Source organism: Citrobacter braakii (assembly GCF_009648935.1).
GTDB lineage: Bacteria > Pseudomonadota > Gammaproteobacteria > Enterobacterales > Enterobacteriaceae > Citrobacter > Citrobacter braakii.
Genome location: NZ_CP045771.1, coordinates 546,621 through 558,648 on the forward strand (window position 1 = coordinate 546,621; position 12,028 = coordinate 558,648).

General features: G+C 51.2%; 9 protein-coding genes. 7 read left to right on the forward strand and 2 right to left on the reverse strand.

The genetic code is table 11. The annotated features are described in order from the left end of the window. Positions 1-229: 229 nt before the first annotated feature. The 7 genes from melR to pmrB all read left to right on the forward strand — a co-directional run bounded on the left by melR (position 230) and on the right by pmrB (position 9,788). Positions 230-1,162, forward strand: a complete 933-nt coding sequence (gene melR / locus GFC06_RS02505; RefSeq protein ID WP_047499581.1) for a transcriptional regulator MelR — start codon at positions 230-232, stop codon at positions 1,160-1,162. Positions 1,163-1,439: 277 nt separating this feature from the next. Then, positions 1,440-3,707 (forward strand): arginine decarboxylase, encoded by a 2,268-nt coding sequence (adiA, locus tag GFC06_RS02510; protein WP_141876126.1) that lies wholly within the window; start codon positions 1,440-1,442, stop codon positions 3,705-3,707. 315 nt (positions 3,708-4,022) lie between these two features. Further along, positions 4,023-4,784 (forward strand): AraC family transcriptional regulator, encoded by a 762-nt coding sequence (locus GFC06_RS02515; protein ID WP_016155411.1) that lies wholly within the window; start codon positions 4,023-4,025, stop codon positions 4,782-4,784. Between the two features lie 127 nt (positions 4,785-4,911). After that, entirely contained in the window at positions 4,912-6,249 is a 1,338-nt protein-coding gene (gene adiC, locus GFC06_RS02520; RefSeq protein WP_016155410.1) for an arginine/agmatine antiporter, read from the forward strand. A gap of 145 nt (positions 6,250-6,394) precedes the next feature. Continuing rightward, complete coding sequence (gene eptA, locus GFC06_RS02525; protein WP_019077837.1) at positions 6,395-8,032, forward strand: phosphoethanolamine transferase EptA; 1,638 nt, start codon at positions 6,395-6,397, stop codon at positions 8,030-8,032. Positions 8,033-8,036: 4 nt separating this feature from the next. Further along, a complete protein-coding gene (pmrA, locus tag GFC06_RS02530) occupies positions 8,037-8,705 on the forward strand; it encodes a two-component system response regulator PmrA (protein ID WP_047499584.1) in 669 nt (222 codons plus the stop codon). Then, positions 8,706-9,788, forward strand: coding sequence for a two-component system sensor histidine kinase PmrB (gene pmrB, locus GFC06_RS02535; protein WP_016155407.1), 1,083 nt, complete (start codon positions 8,706-8,708; stop codon positions 9,786-9,788). It begins immediately after the preceding gene. Here the strand turns inward: pmrB and pmrR are convergent. Both pmrR and proP read right to left on the reverse strand, forming a co-directional pair. Further along, the gene (gene pmrR / locus GFC06_RS02540; RefSeq protein WP_016155406.1) at positions 9,782-9,871 is read right to left on the reverse strand and encodes an LpxT activity modulator PmrR; all 90 of its coding nucleotides are present in this window, start codon (positions 9,869-9,871) and stop codon (positions 9,782-9,784) included. The two genes, pmrB and pmrR, sit on opposite strands and share 7 nt — an antisense overlap. An 82-nt stretch (positions 9,872-9,953) precedes the next feature. Next, entirely contained in the window at positions 9,954-11,456 is a 1,503-nt protein-coding gene (gene proP / locus GFC06_RS02545) for a glycine betaine/L-proline transporter ProP (RefSeq protein WP_016155405.1), read from the reverse strand. Between the last annotated feature and the right edge of the window lie 572 nt (positions 11,457-12,028).

Below are 12,028 nucleotides of genomic sequence, written 5' to 3' on the forward strand. Positions count from 1 at the left end.
GCGCATTGATGAAAACTTCCGACTTCCCTGGCGAGCATTCCCATAAACTCAGATCGCCTCTTTGCCCCATACTGGATCTGAGTTTATGGGACAAAATTGCACGAAAAGCAGAGTATGCGGCCCCAAAATCTCACTATGCTCAATGATATCGGTCCGATTTGTGTCCTGATTCTCAGCCTTAATGCGCAGCAAATGACATGATTCTGATAATTCAGGAAATGGAGCAGCCATGAGTACATTACCGACATCGCCTCTTCCCCCCGATCCGCACATGTGCAGCAGCGATGAAGAGCAAACCCGCAGCCCATTGTCGCTGTACTCAGAATATCAACGGATGGATATTGAGCTGCGCTCACCGCATGCTATGCCTGCCAGCCACTGGCATGGGCAGGTGGAGATTAATGTGCCGTTTGATGGCGACGTTGAGTACCTTATCAACAACGAAGTGGTGCAGATAAAACAGGGACACATTACGCTTTTCTGGGCCTGTACGCCGCATCAGCTCACGCGTCCGGGCCGCTGCCAAAGCATGGCTATCTTCAATTTACCGATGCACCTTTTCCTTTCCTGGCCGCTGGATCGCGAACTGATCAACCACGTTACCCATGGCATGGTCATCAAATCGCTGGCATCGCAGCAGCTAAGCACCTTTGAAGTTCAGCGCTGGCAACAGGAGCTGAGCAACCCGAACGAGCAAATTCGCCAGCTCGCCATTGATGAAATTGGTCTGATGCTCAAGCGGTTTAGCCTTTCCGGCTGGCAGCCAATCCTGGTCAATAAAACTTCGCGGACGCACAAAAACAGCGTTTCGCGGCACGCCCAGTTTTACGTAAGCCAGATGCTGAGTTTTATTGCCGATAACTACGATCAGGTGCTCACTATCAACGACGTCGCGGAACACGTGAAGCTCAACGCCAACTACGCGATGGGGATTTTCCAGCGCGTGATGCAACTCACCATGAAGCAGTACATTACCGCAATGCGGATCAATCACGTCCGTGCATTGCTTAGCGATACCGATAAAACCATTCTTGACGTCGCGTTGACCGCCGGATTCCGATCCAGCAGCCGTTTTTATGACACCTTCAGCAAGTTTGTCGGCATGTCGCCGCAGCAGTACCGCAAACTGAGCCAGCAGCGCCGGCAAACAATGGCTGGCTGAGCAGCCAGAAACCACCGGCGTTACCCCGGCCTACGATCCCTATCGTTCGCCGATATCAGTATCAGCCAAAAAAATATTCCCCCTGTCGATAAACAGCGGTGAAAAATCGCCAATAAGCAAACATAACTATTTGTTTAAAAACAAATTAAACACAGATCAGACTATTTATCACCCGCTTTACAGCCCATTTTGTCAGGATAATACTTGCCTGCGTCACATTCATACGGTGTGTCTGCAATCCATAAATTGCAACCTTTCCACAACCGGGTAAAAGATGATGAAAGTATTAATTGTTGAAAGTGAGTTTCTGCATCAGGACACCTGGGTCGGTAGCGCTGTCGAACGTCTGGCTGACGCATTAAGCCGCCAAAATGTTACCGTCATTAAGTCCACCTCATTCGACGATGGTTACGCAATCCTCGCCGCTAATGAAGCCATTGATTGCCTGATGTTCAGCTATCAAATGGAACAACAAGACGAGCACCTGAACGTCAGGCAATTGATCGGCAAGCTCCACGAGCGCCAGCAAAACGTTCCCGTTTTCCTGCTGGGCGATCGCGAAAAAGCCACCGCATCGCTGGATCGCGACCTGCTGGAGCTTGTCGATGAATTCGCCTGGATTATGGAAGATACCGCAGACTTTATTGCCGGACGTGCCGTTGCGGCGATGACCCGTTACCGCCAGCAGCTTCTGCCGCCACTGTTCAGCGCGCTGATGAAGTACGGCGACATCCATGAATACTCCTGGGCGGCGCCTGGTCACCAGGGCGGTGTCGGATTTACCAAAACGCCGGCGGGTCGTTTTTACCATGATTACTACGGTGAAAACTTATTCCGTAGCGACATGGGTATTGAACGCGCATCGCTCGGCTCACTGCTGGATCATACCGGCGCATTTGGCGAGAGCGAAAAATATGCCGCCCGCGTGTTTGGCGCTGACCGCTCCTGGTCCGTAGTGGTCGGGACTTCCGGCTCTAACCGCACCATCATGCAGGCTTGTATGACCGACAACGACGTCGTGGTGCTGGATCGTAACTGCCACAAATCTATCGAGCAGGGGTTGATCCTCACCGGCGCAAAACCGGTGTACATGGTGCCAAGCCGCAACCGGTACGGCATTATCGGCCCTATCTACCCGCAAGAAATGCAACCTGAAACATTGCAGAAAAAAATCAGCGAAAGCCCGCTGACCAAAGGCAAGGCCGGGCAAAAACCGTCTTACAGCGTTGTGACCAACTGTACTTATGACGGTGTTTGCTACAACGCCAAAGAGGCCCAGGACCTGCTCGCGCAAACCAGCGATCGCATCCACTTCGATGAGGCCTGGTACGGCTATGCCCGCTTTAACCCAATTTATACCGATCACTACGCTATGCGTGGCGCGCCGGGCGATCATAACGGCCCTACCGTTTTTGCGACCCACTCGACCCACAAACTGTTGAATGCGCTCTCTCAGGCGTCTTACATTCACGTCCGTGAAGGTCGTGGGGCCGTGAACTTCTCCCGCTTTAACCAGGCGTACATGATGCACGCCACCACCTCTCCGCTGTATGCCATCTGCGCATCAAACGACGTGGCGGTCTCCATGATGGACGGCAACAGCGGTCTGTCGCTCACCCAGGAAGTGATCGACGAAGCGGTCGATTTCCGTCAGGCCATGGCGCGTTTGTACAAAGAATTTTCCGCCGAAGGCGACTGGTTCTTCAAACCGTGGAACAAAGAAGTGGTGACTGACCCGCAAACTGGCAAAACCTATGACTTTGCCGATGCGCCAACCCAGCTCCTGACCACTGACCAGAACTGCTGGGTGATGCGTCCGGGTGAATCCTGGCACGGGTTTAAAGACCTGCCGGATAACTGGAGCATGCTGGACCCAATCAAAGTCAGTATTCTGGCGCCGGGGATGGGCGATGATGGCGAACTGGAAGAGAGCGGCGTACCGGCAGCGCTGGTCACCGCCTGGCTTGGCCGCCACGGTATCGTGCCGACCCGTACCACCGATTTCCAGATTATGTTCCTGTTCTCAATGGGGATTACCCGTGGGAAATGGGGCACGCTGATCAATACCCTGTGCTCATTCAAACACCATTACGATGCCAATACACCGCTGGCGCAGGTGATGCCAGAACTGGTTGAGGAACATCCTGACACATACGCCAACATGGGCATTCACGATCTGGGCGACACCATGTTTGCCTGGCTGAAAGAGAACAACCCTGGCAGCCGACTCAACGCGGCCTACTCCGGCCTGCCCGTTGCTGAAATCACCCCGCGTGAAGCCTATAACGCGATAGTCAGCGATAACGTTGAGATGGTGGCCATTGAAAATCTGCCGGGTCGTATAGCTGCGAATTCTGTGATTCCTTACCCACCGGGAATTCCAATGCTGCTGTCCGGGGAAAACTTTGGCGACGCCAATAGCCCGCAGATTAGTTATCTACGTTCGTTGCAGTCCTGGGACCACCACTTCCCTGGATTTGAACATGAAACCGAAGGAACGGAAATTATTGACGGTGTATATCACGTCATGTGCGTGAAAGCATAATGTCATTTTATAGATAGTCCGATTTTTAAGGTAGACATGTCATGCTTGAGTAATTCCTGAGTATTGCTGCAAAACAATAACATTGTCATACCTTTTTGCGCGGGACCACCCCGCGCTTTTTTTATACGCAAATATCACGTTTCCACTTGCGTAAAAAAAAGTGTACATAAGAAAATTCCCACCAAACATTGTAATTAATTTCAGACACGTTATTTTAATGCGGTCCTGGATTCATCATACAATTTCAATTTAGCCGATATGGTTCATCTGATGGTGAGCTACGGTGTTTTATGTTCATATTCCTGGAGTTTGGGTATGAGGGTTTGCAGCAGAGCAGCTTGTGTTGTTGTATTAACGGAGAAGGATGTTTGGTTAAGGATTAACGGTAAAGAAGCCATCAGCTTAAAAGCTAATCATATGGCGCTGGTAGCATGCGATAATAATATTATCGATTTCTCATCACTTAATAACGCACTGGTCGTACATATCAGCCGTGATATCATTAAAGACTATCTACGTTTTTTAAATAAAGACCTTTCACAGATCCCACTCTGGCAACGCAGTGCCAACCCAGTGATGACCGCCGTCTGTCTGACGCCGGATGTCTTCCGGGTGGCTGCCCAATATAGCGTAATGGACACAATGGACGAAGGTGAAAGTGTGCGCACGCGCTCGCTACTGTTCACGGTGTTATCACGCTTTCTCGGCAGCAAAAAGTTTATTTCTCTGCTCATGCATATACTACGCAGTCGTATCAGCGACAGCGTTTATCACATTATTGAGAGCGATATACATAAAGACTGGAATTTAAGCATGGTTGCCAGTTGCTTATGCCTGAGCCCCAGTTTGTTAAAGAAAAAGCTTAAAAGTGAAAATACAAGTTACAGCCAAATAATTACCACGTGTCGCATGCGTTATGCCGTCAATCAATTATTGATGGATGGCAAAAACATTTCCCAGGTCTCTCAACTGTGCGGATATAACAGTACCTCGTACTTTATTTCCGTATTCAAAGAGTTCTATGGGATGACGCCTCTGCATTATGTCAGTCAACATAGGGAGCCATCCGCTGCCTGATTTTTAATCAGTTAGCGATAAGCCATAATAATATCAGCATTAGCGATACCCCCAGTCCGCCATCATAAAATAGTCTTCTGAAGAGGTATGATAAGACGTCATTTATCCTTATCAGGAGTTACTAAATATGTCGACGGATGCTGATGCTCACAAAGTGGGCTTAATCCCCGTCACCCTTATGGTGTCGGGGAATATTATGGGTTCCGGTGTATTCCTGCTACCCGCAAACCTTGCGTCAACTGGCGGGATTGCAATCTACGGATGGTTGGTCACTATTATCGGTGCTTTGGCGCTGTCGATGGTGTACGCGAAAATGTCGTCCTTAGACTCCAGTCCCGGTGGTTCTTACGCTTATGCCCGCCGCTGTTTCGGTCCTTTTTTGGGCTACCAGACCAACGTCCTGTACTGGCTGGCTTGCTGGATTGGTAACATCGCCATGGTGGTTATTGGCGTCGGTTACCTGAGCTACTTCTTCCCCATCTTAAAAGATCCGCTGGTCCTGACGCTGACCTGCGTCGTGGTACTGTGGATCTTCGTATTGCTGAACATTGTCGGACCAAAAATGATCACCCGTGTACAGGCCGTCGCAACGGTACTGGCGCTGGTGCCAATTGTCGGTATTGCCGTCTTCGGCTGGTTCTGGTTCCGGGGTGAAACCTATATGGCGGCATGGAACGTCAGCGGTATGAACACCTTCGGTGCGATTCAAAGCACTCTGAACGTAACCTTGTGGTCATTTATCGGCGTGGAAAGCGCCTCCGTCGCGGCAGGTGTGGTTAAAAATCCCAAACGTAACGTGCCTATCGCCACCATGGGCGGCGTGCTGATTGCCGCCGTTTGCTATGTGCTCTCCACCACGGCGATTATGGGTATGATCCCTAACGCGGCGCTGCGTGTTTCAGCCTCCCCGTTCGGTGATGCCGCACGCATGGCGCTGGGTGACACCGCTGGGGCGATTGTCTCCTTCTGTGCCGCGGCCGGGTGCCTTGGTTCCCTGGGCGGCTGGACGCTGCTTGCCGGGCAAACCGCCAAAGCGGCAGCCGATGACGGCCTGTTCCCACCGATTTTTGCCCGCGTTAACAAAGCCGGTACGCCGGTAGCCGGGTTAATTATCGTCGGCGTTCTGATGACCATCTTCCAGTTCAGCAGCATGTCGCCAAACGCTGCGAAAGAGTTTGGTCTGGTCTCTTCAGTCTCCGTTATCTTCACGCTGGTGCCGTATCTGTACACCTGCGCCGCGCTGCTGCTGCTCGGCCATGGTCACTTTGGTAAAGCGCGTCCGATGTACTTACTGGTGACCTTTATCGCTTTTGTTTACTGCATTTGGGCGGTTGTCGGTTCCGGTGCCAAAGAGGTGATGTGGTCATTCGTCACACTGATGATCATCACCGCGCTGTATGCACTGAACTACAATCGGATCCATAAAAACCCATATCCATTGGATGCTCCGGTAAACAATAACTAACGCAAACAGTCGTCGTTGCCCGATGGCGTAAGTTCATCGGGCCAACGCCGCCCCCCGCGATTCCTGAAATCAACATTAAGAACTTAAGGTTGGCTTAATTTTACTTTGAGAGGATTTGTAGCACTTAGTCGATGGAACCCCCTTAATGTTAAAGCACCTGTTTAAAAGACCCACTCTCGGGCTAATCAGCTGGCTTCTCCTGATCTCATTTTATCTTGCGACTTTCCTGAACATTGCGTTCTATAAACAAGTGCTGCAAGAACTGCCCCTGGATTCCGTGCGTAACGTGCTGGTGTTTTTGTCGATGCCGGTCGTCGCTTTCAGCGTCATGAACATTGTGCTGACGCTGGCCTCATTCCTGTGGCTTAATCGCCTGGTGGCCTGTGTTTTCATTCTGGTTGGCGCATCGGCCCAATATTTCATCATGACCTACGGCATCATCATTGACCGCTCGATGATCGCCAATATGATGGACACCACACCCGCCGAAACCTTTGCTTTGCTGACGCCGCAAATGCTCATCACGCTCGGAGTAAGCGGCATTCTCGCCGCGCTCATTGCCTGCTGGGTAAGAATCAAACCGATCGCCCCGGCCATGCGCAGCGTACTGTTCCGTGGCGCGAATATTCTGATCTCCGCGCTGCTGATCGTGCTGGTCGCCGCGTTCTTCTACAAAGATTACGCCTCACTGTTTCGCAACAATAAAGAACTGGTGAAATCTCTCAGCCCATCCAACAGCATTGTGGCGACCTCTTCCTGGTATTCACACCAAAGGCTGGCCCACCTGCCGCTGGTGCGCATTGGCGAAGACGCCCATCGCAATCCGTTGATGGTGAAAGAAAAGCGTAAGAACCTGACGATTGTGGTGCTCGGCGAGACCTCACGCGGCGATAACTTCTCGCTGTCAGGCTATTCGCGCCAGACCAACCCGTTGCTGGAAAAAGATGATGTGGTCTATTTCCCCCGCACCACATCCTGCGGAACGGCAACGGCAGTATCTGTCCCCTGCATGTTCTCGGGAATGCCACGCGCACACTACGATGAAGAACTGGCGCAGCATCAGGAAGGCGTGCTCGACATTATTCAGCGGGCGGGAATTAACGTTCTGTGGAACGATAACGACGGCGGCTGCAAAGGGGCATGCGACCGGGTACCGCACCAGAATATGACTAAGCTGAACCTGCCAGGGCAGTGTATTGACGGGGAATGCTACGATGACGTGCTGTTCCACGGGCTGGAAGAGTACATTAATAACCTGCAAGGCGACGGCGTGATTGTGCTGCACACCATCGGCAGCCACGGTCCGACCTATTACAACCGCTATCCTGCGCAGTTCAAGAAATTTACGCCAACCTGTGACACCAACGAAATCCAGACTTGTTCACAGCAACAGTTGGTCAATACCTATGACAACACCATTCTTTACGTCGACTATATTGTTGATAAAGCAATCAATATACTGAAAGAGCATCAGGATAATTTCACCACCAGCCTGGTCTACCTTTCCGATCACGGTGAATCCTTAGGGGAAAATGGCATCTATTTACACGGCCTGCCGTATTCGATTGCGCCAGATACGCAAAAACATGTGCCGATGCTGCTGTGGCTCTCAGAAGATTATCAGCAACGCTATCAAGTCTCTCAGACATGTTTGCAAAAACGGGCAGGCTCAGAGGACTTCTCACAGGATAATCTCTTCTCAACCCTGCTGGGATTAACAGGCGTGCAAACACAGAAATATCAGGCGGCAGATGATATTCTGCAACCCTGCCGGGGAGGCTAAACGAATGAAAATTCTGATTGTTGAAGACGATACGTTGTTATTACAGGGACTGATACTCGCCGCGCAAACAGAAGGCTATGCCTGCGACGGCGTATCAACGGCCCGTGCCGCGGAGCAGTGTCTGGAGACCGGCCATTACAGTCTGGTGGTTCTGGACCTGGGCTTACCGGATGAAGACGGCCTGCACTTCCTGAACCGCATCAGACAGAAAAAATACACCGTGCCGGTGCTTATCCTCACCGCCCGCGATACAGTGAAAGACCGGGTCAGCGGGCTGGACGTTGGCGCCGATGACTATCTGGTCAAACCGTTCGCACTGGAAGAACTGCATGCCCGCATCCGGGCGCTGCTGCGTCGTCATAACAATCAGGGTGAAAGTGAACTCATTGTCAGTAACCTGACGCTGAATATCGGTCGTCGCCAGGTGTGGATGGATGGACAAGAAGTTATCTTAACGCCGAAAGAATACGCACTCCTGTCGCGCCTGATGCTTAAAGCGGGCAGCCCGGTACACCGGGAAATCCTGTATAACGACATCTACAGCTGGGATAACGAACCGTCGACCAATACGCTGGAAGTGCACATTCACAACCTGCGGGACAAAGTGGGTAAAGCACGTATCCGCACAGTCAGGGGATTTGGCTATATGCTGGTTGCCACTGAGGAAAGCTAAGTGAAGCTACTGCAATATCTAAAAAAACCGCTCCCGCTTCGTCATCGCCTGATGCTGACCATCGGTCTTATTCTGCTGGTCTTCCAGTTGATTAGCACCTTCTGGTTGTGGCACGAAAGCACCGAACAAATACAGCTATTTGAACAGGCGTTACGCGAAAATCGTAACAACGATCGCCACATCCTGCATGAAATCCGCGAAGCCATCGCCAGCCTGATCGTCCCCGGTATCTTTATGGTCAGCCTGACGCTGCTGATTTGCTACCAGGCAGTACGACGTATTACTCGCCCGCTGGCGGATCTGCAAAAAGAGTTAGAAACGCGGGCAGCCGATAACCTTGCTCCGATTGAAGTTCACAGTTCAACCGTTGAGATCCAGGCGGTCGTCTCAGCGCTCAACGAGCTGGTGACGCGGCTGACGAGCACCATTGAAAACGAACGCTTATTTACCGCCGATGTCGCCCACGAACTGCGCACCCCACTGTCAGGCGTTCGCCTGCATCTGGAATTACTGTCCAAAACCCATAAGGTCGACGTTTCACCGTTAATTGCCCGCCTTGACCAAATGATGGACAGCGTATCGCAACTGCTGCAACTCGCCCGCGTTGGACAGTCGTTCTCGGCCGGGAGCTACCAGCACGTCAAACTGCTGGAGGACGTGATTTTGCCCTCCTACGATGAACTCAGCACCATGCTGGACCAGCGTCAGCAGACGCTGCTCCTACCGCAAAGCACGGCGGACGTTGTCGTACGTGGCGATGCGACGCTATTACGAATGCTGCTGCGAAATCTGGTGGAGAACGCGCATCGTTACAGCCCGGAAGGCACCCATATTACGATTAGCCTGAATACAGAGCATGATGCCGTTATCGCCGTCGAAGATGAAGGCCCTGGCATTGATGAGAGTAAATGCGGGGAGCTGAGTAAAGCGTTTGTGCGTATGGACAGCCGTTTTGGCGGGATTGGGCTGGGGCTGAGCATTGTCAGTCGTATCACCCAGTTACATCACGGGCATTTCTATTTGCAAAATCGTCAGGGAACCACCGGCACTCGCGCTTGGGTGGAATTAGCGAAAGGTCAGTAAGAACTCACCCAAACGTACAAAAAGCTGCTGACGATCAGCACGCTGCACACGGTGGTCAAACTTTCATAAATGCGGTTTTTCATGACACTCTCCTCCAATACTCTGGAGGAGAGTTTACCTGACACAGATTAAGCCAACCTTAAGTTGATATGATAAATCACATGATTACTCATCAATCCGCGGATGCTGCTGCACCAGGCGCGTACGCTTAAGCTGCAGCTCAGCAATTTCCTGATCGATATCTTCGATTTTATGCTCAATATTATCGTAGTGCTCGCCGAGGAGCTCTTTCGCTTCATGAATATCCGAAGCGGCAGGCGTAGCCCCCTTCAGCGGCTGATTAGCCGTCTCTTTCATGGTCACGCCGGTAATTAAACCTATCACCGCAATCACCATCAGATAATAAGCAGGCATCATCAGATTCTGCGAGCTTTCCACCAGCCATGCGGCCAACGTCGGTGTCAGACCAGCGACCAATACCGAGATATTAAACGCTGCGGCCAGGGCACTGTAGCGAATATGCGTCGGGAACATCGCTGGTAACGTTGACGCCATCACCCCGGTAAAGCAGTTGAGGATCACCGCCAGCATCAGCAACCCGGCGAAAATCAGGCCGATGACGTTACTGTTAATCAGAATAAATGCCGGAATAGCCAGCACAAACAGCGCAATACTGCCCATAATCACAAACGGACGGCGTCCGAAGCGGTCGCTGAGCAGACCCATCACCGGCTGCACAAACAGCATACCAATCATGATGGCGATAATAATCAGCACGCCGTGGTCTTCAGAGTAATGCAGGTTATGCGACAGGTAGCTCGGCATATAGGTGAGCAGCATGTAGTAGGTGACGTTGGTGGCAATCACCAGACCAATACATGCCAGCAGGCTGCGCCAGTGCCTGGTCGCAATCTCTTTAAACGACACCTTCGGACCGTCCTGCAGTCCCTGACGATCGCCCTGCTCCAGTTTATCCACGTGCTGCTGGAACGCCGGAGTCTCTTCCAGTGCATGACGCAGGTACAGGCCAATAAGCCCTAACGGTAGCGCCAGGAAGAACGGAATACGCCAGCCCCACTCAAGGAAGTTTTCTTCGCCGACGATAGTTGAGATCAGGACTACCACGCCCGCCCCCAGCACAAACCCGGCAATCGAGCCGAAGTCCAGCCAGCTGCCCATAAATCCGCGCTTACGGTCTGGCGAGTACTCTGCGACAAAAATCGACGCCCCGGTATACTCTCCGCCGACCGAGAACCCCTGCGCCATTTTACACAGCAACAGCAGAATCGGCGCCCAGATACCAATCGAGGCATACGAGGGAATAAGACCGATACAGAAGGTACTTATCGACATAATCACAATGGTGATAGCGAGGATCTTCTGACGACCGTATTTATCGCCAAGCATACCGAAGAACAATCCGCCAAGCGGTCGAATCAGAAAGGGAACAGAGAAGGTGGCAAGTGCAGCAACCATCTGTACGCTGGGGTCAGCCCCCGGGAAGAACACTTTACCTAATGCGTAAGCAACAAACCCATAAACACCAAAATCAAACCACTCCATCGCATTACCTAACGACGCCGCGGTAATGGCTTTTCGCAGTTTACCGTCATCAATGATGGTAACGTCGCGCAGCGTAATTGGTTTTATTTTTTTCCTTTTTAGCATACTCGTCCTCATAGACTTAGCCCTGTCACGCTACAGATCGAGTCCCTCAACGCCCCTGCGTCAAGGTCATCACCGAGCGGGGAATGCACAGACGCATTCCCTGTAACAAGCGTAGCAGGTTTACTTACACTGACGAGAAACGAGCAGTACAACCGAACCTGTTGACGCCTGATTGGGCGGTTAATGACCTCTTTACCCTAACAGTGTTTAAATTTGTGATCAACTTCACATATAGATTTCCATTTCGTCAACATGCGTAAATCAGGTCATTCTTAGTCAACTTTTTAACATGTAATGCTTGCGATTTTCTGGCAATTAAATACAAGAATAAATCGCTTTGTTGCACCAACAATCACAACAGTCACTATTATTCTGCTAGGCAAAAACCCACCTAATCTCTTCACAAAAAGATCACAGCTTTTTTAATAATCAGAGCACTCAGGAACTTTTGCTCGGAATATGTGATGAAGATAACTAAAACATCGTTTTATTTTGATTGAATCAATGTTCCCATGAATGCAAACTAATTCCAGACGCAATATCCCTGGGAGCAGCAACACGCTCAACGTATG

Excerpts from the sequence above, each read along its gene's own strand:
- melR (WP_047499581.1), top strand. The coding sequence starts at position 230 with ATGAGTACATTACCGACATCGCCTCTTCCCCCCGATCCGCACATGTGC.
- adiA (WP_141876126.1), top strand. The coding sequence starts at position 1,440 with ATGAAAGTATTAATTGTTGAAAGTGAGTTTCTGCATCAGGACACCTGG.
- GFC06_RS02515 (WP_016155411.1), top strand. The coding sequence starts at position 4,023 with ATGAGGGTTTGCAGCAGAGCAGCTTGTGTTGTTGTATTAACGGAGAAG.
- adiC (WP_016155410.1), top strand. The coding sequence starts at position 4,912 with ATGTCGACGGATGCTGATGCTCACAAAGTGGGCTTAATCCCCGTCACC.
- eptA (WP_019077837.1), top strand. The coding sequence starts at position 6,395 with ATGTTAAAGCACCTGTTTAAAAGACCCACTCTCGGGCTAATCAGCTGG.
- pmrA (WP_047499584.1), top strand. The coding sequence starts at position 8,037 with ATGAAAATTCTGATTGTTGAAGACGATACGTTGTTATTACAGGGACTG.
- pmrR (WP_016155406.1), bottom strand. The coding sequence starts at position 9,871 with ATGAAAAACCGCATTTATGAAAGTTTGACCACCGTGTGCAGCGTGCTG.
- proP (WP_016155405.1), bottom strand. The coding sequence starts at position 11,456 with ATGCTAAAAAGGAAAAAAATAAAACCAATTACGCTGCGCGACGTTACC.